The sequence below is a fragment of the Micromonospora mangrovicola genome, assembly GCF_047200535.1.
Lineage (GTDB): Bacteria > Actinomycetota > Actinomycetes > Mycobacteriales > Micromonosporaceae > Micromonospora.
In genome coordinates this window covers 59206-75476 of sequence record NZ_JBJZOG010000006.1, presented here as the reverse complement: position 1 = coordinate 75476, position 16271 = coordinate 59206, and the positions used below count along the sequence as shown (strand labels likewise).

Sequence of the window (16271 nt, the reverse complement as noted above, 5' to 3'; positions counted from 1 at the left end):
CGGTCGGGGCCTGCCTCAGGGCTCCGGGACCACCAGGTCGGCGTAGTCCGGGTGCCGCTCGATGAACGCGGCCATGGACGGGCACCTCGGCACCACCCGGCCGCCGCGGGCGCGGATCTGGTCGAGGGTGGCCTGGATCAGCGCCGCGCCCACGCCCATGCGCTGGTAGCGCTCGTCCACCTCGGTGTGGGTGAAGACCAGCACCTCGCCCCGCGGCAGGTACGCGGAGAACCCGGCCAGCGCGTCGTCGACCAGGATCTCGAACCGGTGCTTGGCGGGGTTCTCCTCGACCAGGAAGCTCACCGCGCCATTCTCTCCCGGCCACCAGCCAGCCGGTCCAGTTCGGCCAGCAACCGGTCCACCTCCTCGACCGTGTTGTAGTGGTAGACGCTGGCCCGTACCGCTCCGCCGCTGTCCCGCAGCCCCATCGTGCGGAAGTACTCGTAGGCGTAGTAGTCGCCGGCGGAGAGGCAGCAGCCGGCCGCGCCCAGCGCCGCCGCGGTCTGCGCCGGGGTCAGGCCGGCGACCCGGAACGACACCGTGGGCCAGCGCCGGGCCGGGGAGCCGTACACGGTGACGGCCGGGTTTTCGGCCAGCCCGGTGAGGAGTCGGTCGAAGACGGCCTCCTCGTGCGCCTGAGCGGCGGCCAGCCCGGCCCGGACCCGCTCCCGGCGGCTGCCGGTCGCCGCCGGATCGAGGGTGGCCAGGTGGTCCACCGCGGCGGCCACCCCGGCCAGCATCGGGAAGCTCGGCGTGCCGTACTCGAACCGGTCCGGGACCGCGTCGGAGGAGGGGAGCAGCTTCGCCGGGCGCAGCGCCGCCCAGCGGGTCGGGTCGGCGACCATCGCCGCCAGGTGCGGCCCCGACCACTTGTACGCGCTGGTGACCAGGAAGTCCGCGCCCAGCGAGGCCAGGTCGGTGGGGCCGTGCGGCACGGCGTGCACCCCGTCCACGCAGACCAGCGCGCCGGCGGCGTGCGCGGTCTTGGCGATCGCCGCGACGTCCGGCGCGGTGCCGATCGCGTTGCTGCCGGCGGTCACCGCCACCAGCCGGGTGCGCTCGCCGACCAGGTCCGCGTACTGGCCGGCGGGCAGCTCGCCGGTCGCCGGGTCGAACTCCGCCCAGCGCACGGTCGCGCCGGCGGCCTCGGCCGCCTGTACCCACGGCCGCACGTTGGCGTCGTGGTCCAGCCGCGAGACCACCACGTCGTCGCCCGGCCGCCAGGTCGCGCCGAGCGTCCGGGCCAGGGTGTACGTCAGCGCGGTGGCGCTCGGCCCGAGCACCACGCCGTCGGGCTGGGTGCCGAGCAGGTCGGCCACCGCCGAGCGGGCGGCGGCCACCAGGTCCAGCGACCGCCGGCCGGGCTCGAAGGCGCTGCTCCGGTTGCCGATCGCGGTGGACATCGCGGCGCCGACCGCGTCGATGACCGGCTGGGCGGTCTGGGTGCCGCCGGCCCCGTCGAGATGGACGAAACCCTCGGCCAGGGCGGGGTACGCGGCCCGGGTCCGGGCGATGTCGAAGGGCATGCCGGGACCCTAACGTGCCGCCCGGTGATCACCGGGAGACGGCGGCGTGACCGGCGTCTCGTACCCTTGCCCGGGTGACGAACCGACGCGTTACCCCCTCGCAGACCCCCGTCCGTCGCGCCGCCGGCCTGCTCGCCGGCCTCGCCCTCGGCGCCGCGCTGCTGGCCGGTTGCAGCTCGGAGGGCGCCGCCACCGACTGCGGCCTGAACGCCTGCACGGTGACCTTCGACCGGGGCGTGGACGCCAGCGCCACCATTCTCGGTGTCGAGGCGAAGCTGGTCGGCGCCCAGGGCGACCAGGTGACCGTCGAGGTCGCCGGGGAGCAGCTCTCGCTCACGGTCGGCCAGCAGGCCACCGAGGTGGGCGGCTTCCAGGTGAGCCTGGACAGCGTCACCGACCAGCAGGTGGTCCTCCGCGTGGCGCACGACCGCAACGGCTGATCCGCAGGCTGGGCGGCGGCCGACGTTTGGAAATCTTCGCATCGGGAGATTGTGGCGCCATGTCTCTCACCCGGAACGCCGGAGCCACCGCCGCCCAGGCCGCGAACAGCAGGTGGCTCGAACTGTTGGCCCGGGCCGGTTTCATCGGCTACGGGATCGTCCACCTCCTCTTCGCCTGGCTGGCGCTGCAGATCGCGTTCGGCAAGTCGTCGGGCAAGGAGGGCAACCAGACCGGTGCGTTGCGCACCCTAGCCGGCGAGCCGCTCGGCAAGTTCCTCCTGATCGCGATCGCGGTCGGCCTGCTCGCCATGGCGATCTGGCAGGGGCTCGAGGCGGCCTTCGGGCACCGCGACAAGCACGGCCGAAAGCGGATCTTCGAGCGGATCGCCTCCGGATTCCGGACGGTCATCTACCTCTGGCTCGCCTGGACGGCGGTGAAGGTCTTCCAGGACGCCGCGTCGAACAGCGCCGCGAAGCAGGAGGCGCTCACCGGCAAGCTGATGAGCTCCCCCGGCGGGCGCTGGCTGGTGGGCCTGATCGGCCTGGCCATCGCCGCCTTCGGCATCGGCATGGTCATCTACGGGCTCAAGAAGAAGTTCCTGAAGAACCTCCGCACCGGTGAGATGAGCCCGAAGACGCGCACCCTGGCCCGCCGCCTCGGCATGGTCGGCTACGCAGCCCGCGGCTCCGTATTCGCGATCGCCGGCCTGTTGATCATCGTCGCCGCCGCCAAGTACGACCCGGACAAGGCCCGGGGCCTGGACGCCGCGTTGCGGACCCTGCGCGACCAGTCGTACGGGCCGGTGCTGCTGACCCTGATGGCGCTCGGCATCGCCGCGTTCGGCCTCTACTGCTTCCTCCAGTCCCGCTACCGCAAGGCCTGAGCTGGCCGATTCCGGGGTTGCCAGGCACCATTGGGCCTTTGCCTGATCAAGGCTGACAGCTCGGAGGAGGAAGCAACGCGTGCAGAGGTACCTCGTGACGATCGTCGCCGCGCTCGCCGCGGCGGCGATCGCGCTTGTGGTGGTGGAGGTGGTGCACCGCGTCACCCGACGGTTGGGGCGCCGTTCGGTGCTGATGACCGAGCTCACCGAGCACGCGCACCGCTCGTTCCAGGTGGCCGCGACGGTGCTCGCGGTCCAGTTCGCGGTCCGGTACAGCACGGGCTACGCGGTCGGCACGCCGTTTCGTAAGACGGTGCTGCACATCCTGGTGCTCGGCGTCGTCGCGACCATCGCCTGGCTGGTCGCCTCCCTGCTGGTGGTGATCGAGGACACCGCGCTGGCCCGGTTCCGGGTGGACGTGCCGAACAACCGGCACGCCCGCCGGGTGCGTACCCAGGTGGTGCTGCTGCGCCGGCTGACCATCGCGGTGATCGTGGTGCTCGCCCTCGGTGTGATGCTGATGACCTTCCCCGCCGTACGCGGTATCGGCGCCGGCGTGCTGACCAGCGCCGGTGTGGTCGGTGTGGTCGCCGCCCTCGCGGCGCAGAGCCTGCTCGGCAACGTCTTCGCCGGCCTCCAGCTCGCCTTCAGCGACGCGGTACGCCTCGACGACGTGGTCGTGGTGGAGGGGGAGTGGGGCCGGATCGAGGAGCTGACCCTCAGCTACGTGGTGGTTCAGATCTGGGACGACCGGCGACTGATCCTGCCCACCTCGTACTTCACCAGCACCCCGTTCCAGAACTGGACCCGCACCGAGGCGGCGGTGCTCGGCACCGCCGAACTCGACGTCGACTGGGCTGTCCCGGTGCAGGCGATGCGGGAGGAGCTGCGCCGGCTCTGCGAGGGCACCGACCTGTGGGACGGCCGGGTGTGCGTGCTCCAGGTGACCGACGCCACCGGCGGCATGGTCAAGGTTCGGGCGGTGGTCAGCGCCGCCGACGCCGGCAGCCTCTGGGACCTGCGCTGCCTGGTCCGCGAGCAGTTGGTGGCCTGGATCCGCGACCAGCGGCCGACCGCGCTGCCCCGGATGCGCGCCGAGGTGGGCGATGCCGCCGGGCCGCTGCCCTGGCAGGTGATGGTGCCGCGCCGGACCGTCCGCCGGCGGCCCGACACGGACATTCCCGACGACGCGCGCGTCTTCGGCGGCAGCGACGACGGGGAGGCCCGCAGCGAGGTCTTCGTCGGCCCGGACGAGCCCGCCGAAGCCCGCCGCTGACCCCGTGCTGGCGAACAGCCCCCGGCCGCCTCTGGGCGGCCGGGGGCTGTTCGCGTCCGCCGCCGGGTGACCAGGAGCGGGGTGTACCCGTTGCACCTGTGGGACGAAAAATCCCGGCGGCCGGACATCTCGGCTCCGCCGGGTTTGTTCCGCCCGTTCCGGGGGACCTGCTGCGCACGCGCCGGCTCCGGCCCGCCTGCGGGCGGGCCGGGCGCACGGTGGCGCATGGCCGGGCCGGCCGGCCGTTCCGCGCAGGATTGACGGGCGGCGACTCCGGGCATACAGCGCGGTGATGATGAAAGGAGGACAGCATGGCTGACGTCGCGAGTCGCAGCACGTCCCGGACCGGGAACGAGCCCTCCACCGCCGAACTGGTGCAGCGGGCCACCGAGCAGGTCTCCCGCCTGGTACGGGACGAACTGGCGCTGGCCCGGGCGGAACTGGCCCAGAAGGGCAAGCACGCGGGCATCGGGATCGGTCTGTTCGGCGGCGGCGGGGTGATGGCCCTCTACGGCGCCGGCGCGTTGGTCGCCACGGTGATCCTGCTGCTGGCGCTGGTGATGCCCGCCTGGCTGGCCGCCCTGATCGTGGCGGTGGCGCTCTTCCTGCTCGCCGGGATCTTCGCGCTGGTCGGCAAGCAACAGGTCAGCCGTGCCGTTCCGCCGGTGCCGGAGGCGACGGTTCGCAGCGTCCGGGCGGACGTGGACACCGTCACCGCCGCGGTGAAGGACGGGAGGCGGGCATGACCGGTAACGGGACCGGGGACGTGGCGGCGCTCCGCGAGGAGATTCGCCGGACCCGGGTGGAACTGGGTGAGACGATGGAGTTGCTGGCCGCCCGGGCCGACCCGAAGGCCCTGCTCCGGCACTCCGCCGAGCAGGCGAAGGTGCGGATGCGCGAGCAGGCCGCGGCGACCGTGGCCCGAATGCGCGGCCAGGCGGCGCAGCGGGCCCGGCTGGCGCGGGCGCAAGCTTACGAGAAGAGTGGGGCGATCGGGCGCAGCCCGCTGCCGTGGGCGGCCGTCGCGGCCGGCGCGGTGGCCACCGCGGTGGTGCTGCTGATCGTCCGGGGGAGGCGCAGGTGAGCAGCAGAATCGGCAAGGCCGCGTACAAGCCCGTCGGGGTGCTGCTCGGGCTGGCCGCCGGCACGGTCGCCGGGGCGATCTTCCGGCAGGTCTGGAAGGTCACGGCCGGCGACGGCGACGCGCCCAGCGCCACCGACGAGGACCGTGGCTGGGGTGAGGTGCTGGCCGCCGCGGCGTTGCAGGGGGCCATCTTCGCGGTCGTCCGGGCCGCCGTGGACCGGGGCGGCGCGGTCGGTGTTCGTCGGCTCACCGGCCACTGGCCCGACTGATCTCCGACAGCGCGTCGGCCCCCTTTCCGGTATCCGGGAAGGGGGCCATTCGCATGGCCCGTTCGGTCCGCCCAGTGGGTCTGCCGCAACCGTCAGGTCACATGTCGGAGAATTTCGTCGGGTAGGCTGTGCAGAGTTTTTGCGTACGTGGTTTGCTGTCTCACGCTGTTGAGAGACGCGTGGGTTGAGAGAAGTCTCCTTCACCGGGGGCCGCCTCAGGCGCCGCTGCTCGAAAACGGCCAATCGGCCGCACGGCGTGCTCGGCCGCCAGTTTTAGAAGGAGATACACATGGCGCAGGGAACCGTGAAGTGGTTCAACGCTGACAAGGGCTTCGGCTTCATCACCGTCGACGGCGGGGGTGCTGACGTGTTCGTCCACTTCTCGGCCATCCAGACCAGCGGCTACCGCACGCTGGAGGAGAACCAGCGGGTGGAGTTCGAGATCGCCCAGGGTCAGAAGGGTCCGCAGGCCGAGCAGGTCCGCCCCATCTGAGCTACCGAGCCGGCCACGCCGGCCGGCACGAAGCCCCGTGTCCCGTTCTCGGGATGCGGGGCTTTCCGTATTCGTGGACCACTTTCGAATTCGGCGGCTCCGGCTTCAGCCCCGCTTGCGACGGGCCCGCATGCCGTACCAGAGCGCCAGGAGTCCGATCAGGACGAGAACCGGACCGATCACCGCCCAGATCCGTTCGCCGGTCATCACACTGCCGTCCACGTAGCCCAGCCCCTGCACGGTCCAGAGGGCGCCCAGCACGACGGCCAGCAGTCCCACGGTGAGCCGGAACCAGCCCCTCATCGTTCCCCCTCCGACGACGCCCGTCCGACTCCAGCATGCCCGCCGGCGCCGGCCTCCGGCGACGGCGCGCCGCAGGGCCGGCGGGCCGGGGTCACCACCGGTCGTGCACCTGCGGCCGGATCAGCTCGTCGTACGTCGCGCGGACGGCGGCCAGCTCCGCCTCGTCGAGCGGCGGCAGGTCGGCCGCGGCGGCGTTGCGCCGGGCCTGCTCGGCGTCGCGGGCACCGGGGATGACCACGGTGACGCCGGGCTGGTCGAGGATCCAGCGCAGCGCGAACTGGGCCATGGTGCGGTCGCCGCCGACCAGCGGGGCGAGCCGGCGCACGGCGGCCAGGCCGAGGTCGTAGTCGACGCCGGAAAAGGTCTCGCCGACGTCGAAGGACTCGCCGTGCCGGTTGAAGTTCCGGTGGTCGTTGGCCGGGAACGTGGTGTGCTCGTCGTAGCGGCCGGAGAGCAGACCGCTGGCCAGCGGCACCCGGGCGATGATGCCGACCCCGGCCGCGGCCGCGGCGGGCAGCACCCGCTCCAGGGGCTTGTGCCGGACCGCGTTGAGGATGATCTGCACGCTGGCCACCCCGGGGCGGGCGATGGCGGTCAGCGCATGGTCGCAGGTTTCCACGCTGACCCCGTAGCCGGCCATCCGCCGCTCGGCGACCAGGGTGTCGAGGGCGTCGAAGACCCGGTCGTCGGCGAAGACCGGGGTGGGCGGGCAGTGCAGCTGCACCAGGTCGAGGGTGTCCACCCCGAGGTTGGCCCGGGAGCGGTCGGTCCAGGCCCGGAAGTTGTCCAGGGTGTACGCCGCCGGCGTCTGCGGCACCCGCCGGCCCATCTTGGTGGCGACGGTGAGCCCGTGCCCCGGGTGTTCGCGCAGGAACCGGCCGATCAGCCGCTCGCTGCGACCGTCGCCGTACACGTCGGCGGTGTCCAGGAAGGTGACCCCGGCCCCGACGGCGGCGGCCAGAACGTCCAGGGCCGCACTCTCGCTGACCTCACCCCAGTCGGCGCCGAGCTGCCAGGCGCCGAGTCCGATGCTGCCGACGTGCCGGCCGAGCCGGTCGAAGCTGCGTTGTTCCACGGGTCCGAGCCTAGTGATCCCCTTGCTGACCGGCGCGTCGGGCCGTACCGTTTAACAAGACGTACGTACGGTTTGGAGATTGCCATGTGGGACCCGACCACCTATCTGCGCTACGGCGACGAGCGCTCACGGCCCTTCCACGACCTCGTCGCCCGGATCCCGACGCGGCGGCCGAGGGCGGTGGTGGACCTCGGCTGCGGCCCCGGCACCCTGACCGCCACCCTCACCAACCGCTGGCCGCAGGCCCGGGTGAGCGGCATCGACTCGTCCCCGGAGATGGTCGACCGGGCGACCGCCCTGGCCGCCCCGGTCGACTTCGCCGTCGGGGACGTGCGGTCCTGGCACCCGGCGGCGGACGTAGACGTGCTGGTCAGCAACGCGGTGCTGCAATGGGTGCCCGGCCACCAGGCACTGCTCAGCCGCTGGGCTGCGGAGCTGCCCCCGGGGGCGTGGCTGGCGTTCCAGGTGCCGGGGAACTTCGCCGCCCCGTCCCACCGGGCGCTGCGCGAGGTCGCCGGGCGGGACCGGTGGCGCGGCACCCTCGCCCCGCTGCTGCGCGAGGCGCCCGTGGACGACCCGGTCGACTACGCCGCGCTGCTGGTCGGTGCCGGCTGCGCGGTCGACGCCTGGGAGACTACCTACGTGCACCTGCTTCCGGCCGCCGCCGCCGCGGACCACCCGGTGCTGGCCTGGATGGAGGGGACCGCCCTGCGCCCGGTCCGGGCCGCGCTGGACGCCGCCGGCTGGGCGGACTTCCGCGCTGAGCTGGGGGTACGCCTCGCGCAGGCGTACCCGGCGCGGCAGGGTCAGGTGTACTTCCCGTTCCGCCGGATCTTCGTGGTGGCCCGTACCGGCGCCCGCGCAGAGGAGAAGCTGTGACCGACCTGCCCACCTTCATCGCCGGACTGCCCAAGGTGGAGCTGCACGTGCACCACGTCGGCTCCGCCTCGCCCCGGATCGTCGCCGAGCTCGCCGCCCGGCACGAGGGGCGCAGCCCGGTGCCCGCCGACCCGGAGGCGCTCGCCGACTACTTCGCGTTCCGCGACTTCGCCCACTTCATCGAGGTCTACCTGAGCGTCGTGGATCTGATCCGGGACGCCGACGACGTCTGGCTGCTCACCCACGAGGTGGCCCGGGAGCTGGCCCGGCAGCAGGTCCGGTACGCGGAGCTGACCGTCACGCCGTACTCCCACGTGCACCGCGGCATTCCCGCGCCGGCATTCTGCGAGGCGATCGAGGACGCCCGCAAACGGGCCGAGGCGGACTTCGGCATCGCGCTGCGCTGGTGCTTCGACATCCCGGGTGAGGCCGGCCTGCCGGCGGCCGAGGAGACCCTGCGGATCGCCCTGCAGGAGCGGCCGGGCGGGCTGGTCAGCTTCGGGCTGGGCGGCCCCGAGATCGGGGTGCCCCGGCCGCAGTTCAAGCCCTACTTCGACCAGGCCCGGGCGGCCGGCCTGCGCTCGGTGCCGCACGCCGGCGAGACCACCGGCCCGGAGACCATCTGGGACGCGCTGCGCGAGCTGGGCGCCGAACGGATCGGCCACGGCATCGCCGCCGCTTTCGACCCGGAGCTACTCACCCACCTCGCCGAGCGGCGGATCCCGCTGGAGGTCTGCCCCACCTCCAACGTCCGCACCCGGGCGGTGGCCACCATCGAGGAGCACCCGCTGCGGCAGCTCGTCGAGGCCGGGCTGCTGGTCACCATCAACTCCGACGACCCGCCGATGTTCGGCACCACGCTCAACGAGGAGTACGCGGTGGCGGCCCGGCTGCTCGACCTCGGCCCGGAAGGGCTGGCCGCGCTGGCCCGGGACGCGGTCACCGCGTCGTTCCTGGAGCCGGCGGAGCAGGCCCGGCTCAGCGGCGAGATCGACGCCTATCTGGCGGCCGCGACACGCTGACCGGACGGGACGGCACCGGTCGCCGTGACACCCGCGGCGGCCGGTGCCACCCGGACCGGGTCAGCGCGTAACCGGCCAGCGCGGCGACCGCGGCGGCCGGCCCGACCTCGAGGGCGGGCACGCCGGGGTTGGGACGTCCGGGCCCGTACGCGAGCACCGGGTCCTGCCAGGCGGCGAGGGTGAGGGTGATACCCACCCCGAGTACGGCGGCCCAGCGGAGCAGGCGGCCCGCGGTCGGCGTCATCACGGTCACCTCACGCCCGGGGTGCGGCTCGACGGGGGAGCGGCGCGCGACGGGAGTGAGGTGTGGGGGGACCGACTCCCGCCGCGCGCACGGCTCCACCGACCGGATGGTGTTACGGGGCGTTCCGGCCGATGGAACTGATGGGTTCGGTCCGATCCTGACAGCCCGGTGCGCCCGCACGGCCGTCGTTAACCCTTATCTAAGGAAGACTTGCGTCGGCCCACAGCCAGGGCCCTCAGCGCGGCCGCGGCCACCGCCGGGCGCTGCTCTTCTGCTCCCGTGCGTCCCGGGCCATCCGGCCGACCAGCCCGAACCGGTTGACCTGCCGGGGGATCGCCTCGGGGTCGGCCAGCAGCATCACCACGCTGGCCCCGCCCAGCCGGGCCCGGTCGATGCTGACCGACCCGTTGGCCTGCAACGCGACCCGCTTGGCGATGTCCAGTCCCAGGCCGGTGGAGCCCTGGTCGCTGGCGCCCCGGCGCAGCGCCCGGTCGGGGTTGGCGATGCCCGGGCCGGCGTCGTCGACCCGGATCGCCACCCAGCCGTCCCGCCGGCTCACCGCCACCTCGAACGCGGTGCCCTGCGGGGTGTAGCGGAAGACGTTGCCGATCACCGCGTCCAGCGCGGCGGCCAGCTCGGCCCGGGGCACCGGTGCCGGGATGCGCAGCTGCGCGCCGATCACCCGGTGCGCCCGGTTCTGATCGCCCGCCAGGGCCGACCAGAAGACCATCCGGTCCCGGACCACCTCGCTGACGTCGCAGCTCGCCGGCCCCGTCTCCTGGCCGACCGCCTTGCGGGTGGTCTTGATCAGCTGATCGACCTCGCCCTCCAGGGTGACGATGGCCTGCCGGATCCGGCGGATGCCCCGGCGGCGGTCCAGCTCCGCCTCGCTGAAGGTGCCGATGCTGGTGTCGTCGGACTCCAGCGCCTCGGCGTCGAGCCGCAACGCGGTCAGCGGGGTACGCAGCCGGTGGGAGAGGTCCGCGACCAGCTCCCGCTCGTCGGCGCGGAGCGCGACCAGGTGCTCGGCCATCCGGTTGAAGGCGTGGCCGACCTCGGCCAGCTCCCGTGGGCCGGTCGGCTCGACCCGTACGGCCAGGTCGCCGTCGCCGACCGCGAGCGCCGCCTTGACCAGGTCGCCGGTGGCGTCCACGGCGCGGGCGGCGACCCGGTCGACCACGATCACCGTGGCCCCGACCAGGGCCACGGCCACGGTGAGCAGCAGCAGCCACCGCCTGCCGGCGTGCTCGTCGAGCACCCGGTCGGGGACGAAGACCTCCACCACGGCGACCTTGTCGCCCAGCACCACCGGGTCCAGCCGGAGCACGCCGCCGGGCACGTCGGTGACCAGGGAGTGCCGCTCGGCCTCGGCCCGGGCCAGCGCCGCCGCGTCGGCCCGGCCGCCGGACTCGTCGGTCCCGACGCCGTGCACGACCGGCCGCAGCGCCGGGTCGCCCCCGCTGGCCGCCACCGCGCGCCGGACGACCGCCGGATCGGTGCTGACCGCGAGGGCGCCGGTGACCAGGGCGGCACGCCGGGCGGCGTCGGCCAGCTTCTCGTCCCGTGCCTGGTCACCCAGGCTCATCCCGAGCGGGATGAGGAAGGCGAGCGCGACCAGGCTGCACATGCCGGCCGTGAGCCAGGCCAGCGCCGACCTCAGTCCGGCGCCACCAGTCGGAAGCCGACCCCCCGCACGGTGCGCAGGTAGCGCGGCTTCGCCGCGGACTCGCCCATTTTGCGACGCAGCCAGTACAGATGAACGTCGATGGTCTGGTCCTCGCCGACCGAAGGCTGGCGCCATACCTCCTCCAAGAGTTCCCGCCGGGACACTACCCGGCCGGGACGCGCGGCGAGATACGCCAGCAGGTCGAATTCCTTGCGGGTCAGCGCCAGCGGCTCGCCGTCCAGCACCGCGCTGCGCTCGCCGACGTCCACCCGCAGCCCGCCCACCGTGTGCACGGCCGGCTGCACGGTGCGGCTGGCCCGGCCGGCCCGGCGCAGCACCGTGGTGATCCGGGCGTCCAGGTGCGCGCCGGTGAACGGCTTCACCATGTAGTCGTCGGCGCCGGCCCGCAGCAGCCGGACCACCGACTGCTCGTCGTCGCGCGCGGTGGCGATGATGATCGGTACGTCGGTGATGCCCCGCAGCATGCGCAGCGCGTCGGAGCCGTCCAGGTCGGGCAGGCCCAGGTCGAGCACGACCAGATCGGGGGTCTCGGCGGCCACCCGGCGCAGCGCGTCCAGCGCCGTGCCGACGGCGTGCACGGCGTGTCCCCGGTCGGTGAGGGACCGCAGCATCGCGCCGCGTACGACGTGATCGTCTTCGACCAGGAGGACGGTTGCCACGTCAGCACCGTACTCGGCGTGGCAAGTCGATCGCGTTGCGGCACTCCTGGCAACCGGGCAAGCTGGGACGACGATGACGTTCACCCTCTTCCCCGACACCCGGTTCACGCTCGCCCGCGACTCGCTCGCCGGCCTCTCGGTCGGCGACGCCCTCGGCTCCCGGTTCTTCGTCCCCGGCCGGCCGGTGGCGCCCTGGCGTGACGACCTTCCCCCGGGCCCGTGGCCGTGGAGCGACGACACCGAGATGGCCTGCTCTGTCGTGGCCGTGCTGACCGGGGCCGGGAAGATCGACCGGGACGCGCTGGCCGCCGCCTTCGCCGACCGCTACGACCCCGCCCGGCGCTACGGCGCGGGTGCCGTCGAGCTGCTGGAGCTGATCCGGACCGGCACGCCGTGGCCGGTGGCCGCCGCCGCCGCGTTCGACGGGCAGGGCTCCTGCGGCAACGGCGCCGCCATGCGGGTCGCCCCGCTCGGCGCCTGGTACGCCGACTCGACCCGGCGCGCCGCCGGCCAGGCCCGCGCCGCCGCCGAGGTGACCCACGCCCACCCGGAGGGCATCGCCGGGGCGGTCGCCGTGGCGGTCGCCGGCTCCCTCGCGGCCCGGGCCCGGCTCGACGGTGGCCGCCCCGACCCGGCCCGGCTGCTCGACGCGGTGGCCGGCGTCCTCGACCCGGCCGGCGCGGTGCACCGGGGCCTCCGGCGGGCCGCCACGCTGCTCGGGCATCCGGCCGAGGAGGCCGCCGCCGCGCTCGGCAACGGCGCCCGGGTGACCGCGCAGGACACCGTCCCGTTCACCCTCTGGGCCGCCGCCACCCATCTCGACGACTATCCGGGCGCGATCCGGGCCTGCGTGGCGGCCGGCGGGGACGTGGACACCACCGCGGCGATCGTCGGCGGGGTGGTCGCCGCGTACACCGGGGTCGGTACGGTCGGCGGCGTCCCGGACGGCTGGCTCGCCGCCCGCGAGCCGCTCCCCGGCTGGCTCCCCACCCACGCCTGAGCCGCACCCGCTCCGCCGCCCCGGATCGGCGCGGCCCGTCCCGGCGCGGGTGGTCGGCGGGTGACGGCGACGCGGGTCGGGTCCTCGACCGTGAGGACGGGTTCTCCGGTGTCGCCCCGGGCGGGGTGAGGATCCTCGGAGTCGGCCGGCCCGGCCCCCTCGGCGGGGGCCCGCTCGTCCTCGGCGGGGGCGTCGTCCGCGGGCAGCGCGAGGACGCCGCGCCGCCGGCGGCTGAACAGCCAGCCCAGCGCCGCGCCGCCGGCGAGCCCGGCCAGCAGCCCGCCACCGAGCAGCAGGTCGGCGCTCGGGCCGTCCCCGCCGTCCGGTTCCGCCGCCGGCCCGGCGACATCGGCCGCCCCCTCGACCACGCCCCCGCCGTGCCCGGCGTGCCCGCCCGCGTTCGGCACGGGCGGCAGCAGGGCCACGGCCGGAGCCGGGTGCGCGCCGCCCGGCGGGTCGACCCAGCGCACCACGGTGCCGTCGGCGTACGTCTGGATCACCTGGAAGGTGAGCCGGTCGGTGGCCGGCATCGGGCCCATGGCCAACGGCAGGCGGGCCGGCCCCGTCGCCCCCGGCATCCGGATCCAGGTCACCGCGTCGGTCACCTCGCTCAGCTCGGAGATGTGGATGCCGGCGACCGGCTGGTCGAGGGTGCGGGTGCTGATGCTCGGGGCCCAGTCGGGCACCGAGAGGGGATAGACCTCCCCGATCGGCGCGTCCGGCGGCATCCGCAGTTCGATCCGGGTGGTCCGGCTGCCGGGCCGTTCCTCGGGCAGCACCACGGCCAGCTCGATAGCGTCGCCCTGGTGCGCCTGGCCCGGGGAGGTGGTGGTGACCGTCACCTCCGCCGCGCCGGCGGCGCCGGGCCAGGCCGTCGCCCCCACCGTGGCGGCCACCAGCGCCGCCACCCACCACCGACCCCGACGGGTCATCCCCATGGTCGCCCCCATCCGTCTCGACGCGGGCCGGCACCGGCTCCGGCCACATCCGGTAGTTCGGGCCGGGGCGCGGAAAGGTTCAACGCGGGACGGAATTCGCCGCGGCCACCGATCGGGACGGCACGGCGTCGCCGACGGTGCGGGACGGGCGACCGATAGCATCGCAGGGGCCGGTACCCGGCACATCCGATACCCATCGACGACAGGAGTCACCGTGTCCGCACCCCGTACCCCCGTCGTGGCCGACCAAGTTGTCGTCGCCGCCGGGACGACGGCGGCCGACGCGGTGGCCGCGGCCGGACTGCCCATGACCGGCCCGAAGGCCGTCGTGGTGGTCCGTGACCCGCTCGGCCAGCTGCGTGACCTGGACTGGAAGCCGGCCGAGGAGATCAGCGTCGAGCCGGTCAGCATGGACTCCCCGGACGGGCTCAACGTGTTGCGCCACTCGACCGCGCACGTGCTCGCCCAGGCCGTGCAGGACGTCTTCCCGGAGGCCAAGCTCGGCATCGGGCCGCCGATCGAGAACGGCTTCTACTACGACTTCCAGGTCGACAAGCCGTTCCAACCGGACGACCTGGCGAAGCTCGAGAAGCGGATGCAGGAGATCATCAAGTCCGGTCAGCGGTTCCGCCGGCGGCGCTTCACCAGCCTGGACGAGGCGAAGACCGAGCTGGCCGCCGAGCCGTTCAAGCTGGAGCTGATCGACGTCAAGGGGGAGGGGCTGGACTCCTCCGAGGTGATGGAGGTGGGCGGCGGCGAGCTGACCATCTACGACAACCTCGCCGCGAACGAGGACAAGGTCTGCTGGTCGGACCTGTGCCGTGGCCCGCACCTGTCGAACACCCGGCTGATCGGCGCGTTCAAGCTGATGCGCTCGGCCGCCGCGTACTGGCGGGGGTCGGAGAAGAACCCGCAGCTGCAGCGGGTCTACGGCACCGCGTGGCCGACCCGGGACGAGCTCAAGGCGTACCTGAAGCTGCTGGAGGAGGCGGCCCGGCGCGACCACCGCAAGCTCGGCGCGGACCTGGACCTGTTCAGCTTCCCCGACGAGATCGGCTCCGGCCTGGCGGTCTTCCACCCCAAGGGCGGCGTGCTCAAGCGGGTCATGGAGGACTACGTCCGCACCCGCCACATCGAGGAGGGCTTCCAGTACGTCGGGTCGCCGCACATCTCCAAGGAAGGTCTCTTCCACACCTCGGGACACCTGCCTTACTACAAGGACACGATGTTCCCGCCGATGGAGATGGAGGGCAGCGACTACTACCTCAAGGCGATGAACTGCCCGATGCACAACCTGATCTACCGGTCGCGCGGGCGGTCCTACCGTGAGCTGCCGATGCGGCTGTTCGAGTTCGGGTCGGTCTACCGGTACGAGAAGTCCGGCGTGATCCACGGGCTGACCCGGGTGCGCGGCTTCACCCAGGACGACTCGCACTCCTACTGCACCCGGGAGCAGGCGCCGGCCGAGATCAAGCACCTGCTCGGCTTCGTGCTCAGCCTGCTGCGGGACTTCGGCATCGACGACTTCTACCTGGAGCTGTCGACCCGCGACGACGCCAAGCCGGACAAGTTCGTCGGCACGGACGAGGACTGGGCGACGGCGACCGCCGTGCTGGAGCAGTGCGCGCGGGAGACCGGGCTCGACCTCGTCCCCGACCCGGGCGGCGCGGCCTTCTACGGCCCGAAGATCTCCGTGCAGGCCAAGGACGCGATCGGCCGTACCTGGCAGATGTCGACCATCCAGTACGACTTCAACCAGCCGAAGGGCTTCGGGCTGGAGTACCAGGCGGCCGACGGCAGCCGGCAGCAGCCGGTCATGATCCACTGTGCGAAGTTCGGGTCGATCGAGCGCTTCATCGGCGTGCTCACCGAGCACTACGCCGGCGCGTTCCCGGCCTGGCTCGCCCCGGTGCAGGTGGTCGGCATCCCGATCCGCGAGGACCACACCGACTACCTGCAGGACTTCGTCACCACGCTGCGCAAGCAGGGGATCCGGGCCGACGTGGACGCGGGCGACGACCGGATGCAGAAGAAGATCCGCAACGCCCAGCAGCAGAAGATCCCGTTCATGGTGATCGCCGGGGACGACGACGTGGCCGCCGGCACGGTCTCCTTCCGCTACCGGGACGGGTCGCAGCGCAACGGCGTACCGATGGCCGAGGCGGTGGCCCACGTGGTCGACGTGGTCACCTCGCGGACCAACGCGGGGCCGTCGGCGGAGAGCTGACCGTCCGACCTGTCGACACGGCGGCGTTCCGGGCGACCGGACGCCGCCGTGTCGCGTTCCCGGACCGGTCCGGCGGACCACCGCCCGGCTGCCGCCCCCGGCCGGGAACGGGTGCGGCCGCCCGGGTCGGGTGCGACATCAGCTCCGCAGCGTTTGGCGACGTCCCGGGGCCGGCTCCGGCGTCCCGGCCATGGGCGCCGCCCCGCCGACCGGGCTCCCGCCGGGCACCCGCCCCGACCGGCCGCAACCGGCCCCCGACGAGGCG

The 16271-nt window shown here is 73.7% G+C and carries 18 protein-coding genes and 1 pseudogene; 11 read left to right on the top strand and 8 right to left on the bottom strand.

Annotated features, from left to right (window positions below; translation table 11 throughout):
- Nucleotides 1-15: 15 nt before the first annotated feature.
- Both ACL02O_RS04325 and ACL02O_RS04320 read right to left on the bottom strand, forming a co-directional pair.
- On the bottom strand, nt 16-303 hold the full coding sequence (locus tag ACL02O_RS04325) for a GNAT family N-acetyltransferase (RefSeq protein ID WP_412816623.1): 288 nt from the start codon (nt 301-303) through the stop codon (nt 16-18).
- Entirely contained in the window at nt 300-1526 is a 1227-nt protein-coding gene (locus ACL02O_RS04320) for a cysteine desulfurase-like protein (protein WP_412816622.1), read from the bottom strand. Before ACL02O_RS04320 ends, ACL02O_RS04325 begins: the two co-directional genes overlap by 4 nt.
- Before the next feature lie 74 nt (nt 1527-1600).
- Between ACL02O_RS04320 and ACL02O_RS04315 the strand changes: the two genes are divergently transcribed.
- From ACL02O_RS04315 to ACL02O_RS04285, 7 genes are all read left to right on the top strand, one after another.
- Nucleotides 1601-1966: a hypothetical protein gene (locus tag ACL02O_RS04315; RefSeq protein ID WP_412816621.1), complete on the top strand. Its 366-nt coding sequence runs from the start codon at nt 1601-1603 to the stop codon at nt 1964-1966.
- A gap of 59 nt (nt 1967-2025) precedes the next feature.
- Nucleotides 2026-2850: a DUF1206 domain-containing protein gene (locus tag ACL02O_RS04310; RefSeq protein WP_412816620.1), complete on the top strand. Its 825-nt coding sequence runs from the start codon at nt 2026-2028 to the stop codon at nt 2848-2850.
- A 79-nt stretch (nt 2851-2929) separates the two neighbouring features.
- Nucleotides 2930-4126: a mechanosensitive ion channel family protein gene (locus tag ACL02O_RS04305; protein ID WP_412816619.1), complete on the top strand. Its 1197-nt coding sequence runs from the start codon at nt 2930-2932 to the stop codon at nt 4124-4126.
- Nucleotides 4127-4437: 311 nt separating this feature from the next.
- Entirely contained in the window at nt 4438-4872 is a 435-nt protein-coding gene (locus ACL02O_RS04300) for a phage holin family protein (protein WP_412816618.1), read from the top strand.
- The gene (locus ACL02O_RS04295; protein ID WP_412816617.1) at nt 4869-5210 is read left to right on the top strand and encodes a DUF3618 domain-containing protein; all 342 of its coding nucleotides are present in this window, start codon (nt 4869-4871) and stop codon (nt 5208-5210) included. The genes ACL02O_RS04300 and ACL02O_RS04295 overlap by 4 nt, the downstream gene beginning before the upstream one ends.
- The gene (locus ACL02O_RS04290; RefSeq protein ID WP_412816616.1) at nt 5207-5479 is read left to right on the top strand and encodes a DUF4235 domain-containing protein; all 273 of its coding nucleotides are present in this window, start codon (nt 5207-5209) and stop codon (nt 5477-5479) included. Before ACL02O_RS04295 ends, ACL02O_RS04290 begins: the two co-directional genes overlap by 4 nt.
- 289 nt (nt 5480-5768) lie before the next feature.
- Entirely contained in the window at nt 5769-5972 is a 204-nt protein-coding gene (locus ACL02O_RS04285; RefSeq protein WP_007075740.1) for a cold-shock protein, read from the top strand.
- A gap of 105 nt (nt 5973-6077) precedes the next feature.
- On the opposite strand, the gene ACL02O_RS04280 is transcribed toward ACL02O_RS04285, so the two are convergent.
- Nucleotides 6078-6275, bottom strand: a complete 198-nt coding sequence (locus ACL02O_RS04280) for a hypothetical protein (RefSeq protein WP_412816615.1) — start codon at nt 6273-6275, stop codon at nt 6078-6080.
- Nucleotides 6276-6366: 91 nt separating this feature from the next.
- Nucleotides 6367-7350, bottom strand: a complete 984-nt coding sequence (locus ACL02O_RS04275; RefSeq protein WP_412816614.1) for an aldo/keto reductase — start codon at nt 7348-7350, stop codon at nt 6367-6369.
- Between the two features lie 84 nt (nt 7351-7434).
- On the opposite strand from ACL02O_RS04275, the gene ACL02O_RS04270 reads away from it, so the two are divergent.
- The gene (locus tag ACL02O_RS04270) at nt 7435-8229 is read left to right on the top strand and encodes a trans-aconitate 2-methyltransferase (protein WP_412816613.1); all 795 of its coding nucleotides are present in this window, start codon (nt 7435-7437) and stop codon (nt 8227-8229) included.
- A complete protein-coding gene (locus ACL02O_RS04265) occupies nt 8226-9251 on the top strand; it encodes an adenosine deaminase (RefSeq protein ID WP_412816612.1) in 1026 nt (341 codons plus the stop codon). The genes ACL02O_RS04270 and ACL02O_RS04265 overlap by 4 nt, the downstream gene beginning before the upstream one ends.
- Here the strand turns inward: ACL02O_RS04265 and ACL02O_RS04260 are convergent.
- The 3 genes from ACL02O_RS04260 to ACL02O_RS04250 form a co-directional block, all read right to left on the bottom strand.
- Nucleotides 9208-9495 (bottom strand): hypothetical protein, encoded by a 288-nt coding sequence (locus tag ACL02O_RS04260; protein ID WP_412816611.1) that lies wholly within the window; start codon nt 9493-9495, stop codon nt 9208-9210. The two genes, ACL02O_RS04265 and ACL02O_RS04260, sit on opposite strands and share 44 nt — an antisense overlap.
- A 235-nt stretch (nt 9496-9730) precedes the next feature.
- Entirely contained in the window at nt 9731-11122 is a 1392-nt protein-coding gene (locus tag ACL02O_RS04255) for a HAMP domain-containing sensor histidine kinase (protein ID WP_412816610.1), read from the bottom strand.
- 29 nt (nt 11123-11151) lie between these two features.
- The gene (locus tag ACL02O_RS04250) at nt 11152-11841 is read right to left on the bottom strand and encodes a response regulator transcription factor (RefSeq protein ID WP_089155714.1); all 690 of its coding nucleotides are present in this window, start codon (nt 11839-11841) and stop codon (nt 11152-11154) included.
- Nucleotides 11842-11914: 73 nt separating this feature from the next.
- Here ACL02O_RS04250 and ACL02O_RS04245 point away from each other — a divergent pair, with 73 nt between their 5' ends.
- On the top strand, nt 11915-12841 hold the full coding sequence (locus ACL02O_RS04245) for an ADP-ribosylglycohydrolase family protein (protein WP_412816609.1): 927 nt from the start codon (nt 11915-11917) through the stop codon (nt 12839-12841).
- Between the two features lie 428 nt (nt 12842-13269).
- On the opposite strand, the pseudogene ACL02O_RS04240 reads toward ACL02O_RS04245, so the two are convergent.
- Nucleotides 13270-13773 (bottom strand): annotated as a pseudogene (locus ACL02O_RS04240) (DUF1775 domain-containing protein); the annotation flags it as partial.
- A 220-nt stretch (nt 13774-13993) separates the two neighbouring features.
- Between ACL02O_RS04240 and thrS the strand changes: the two are divergent.
- The gene (gene thrS, locus ACL02O_RS04235) at nt 13994-16006 is read left to right on the top strand and encodes a threonine--tRNA ligase (RefSeq protein WP_412816608.1); all 2013 of its coding nucleotides are present in this window, start codon (nt 13994-13996) and stop codon (nt 16004-16006) included.
- Nucleotides 16007-16271: the final 265 nt, after the last annotated feature.

Excerpts from the sequence above, each read along its gene's own strand:
- ACL02O_RS04320 (WP_412816622.1), bottom strand. The coding sequence starts at position 1,526 with ATGCCCTTCGACATCGCCCGGACCCGGGCCGCGTACCCCGCCCTGGCC.
- ACL02O_RS04310 (WP_412816620.1), top strand. The coding sequence starts at position 2,026 with ATGTCTCTCACCCGGAACGCCGGAGCCACCGCCGCCCAGGCCGCGAAC.
- ACL02O_RS04300 (WP_412816618.1), top strand. The coding sequence starts at position 4,438 with ATGGCTGACGTCGCGAGTCGCAGCACGTCCCGGACCGGGAACGAGCCC.
- ACL02O_RS04295 (WP_412816617.1), top strand. The coding sequence starts at position 4,869 with ATGACCGGTAACGGGACCGGGGACGTGGCGGCGCTCCGCGAGGAGATT.
- ACL02O_RS04285 (WP_007075740.1), top strand. The coding sequence starts at position 5,769 with ATGGCGCAGGGAACCGTGAAGTGGTTCAACGCTGACAAGGGCTTCGGC.
- ACL02O_RS04280 (WP_412816615.1), bottom strand. The coding sequence starts at position 6,275 with ATGAGGGGCTGGTTCCGGCTCACCGTGGGACTGCTGGCCGTCGTGCTG.
- ACL02O_RS04270 (WP_412816613.1), top strand. The coding sequence starts at position 7,435 with ATGTGGGACCCGACCACCTATCTGCGCTACGGCGACGAGCGCTCACGG.
- ACL02O_RS04260 (WP_412816611.1), bottom strand. The coding sequence starts at position 9,495 with ATGACGCCGACCGCGGGCCGCCTGCTCCGCTGGGCCGCCGTACTCGGG.
- ACL02O_RS04255 (WP_412816610.1), bottom strand. The coding sequence starts at position 11,122 with ATGTGCAGCCTGGTCGCGCTCGCCTTCCTCATCCCGCTCGGGATGAGC.
- ACL02O_RS04245 (WP_412816609.1), top strand. The coding sequence starts at position 11,915 with ATGACGTTCACCCTCTTCCCCGACACCCGGTTCACGCTCGCCCGCGAC.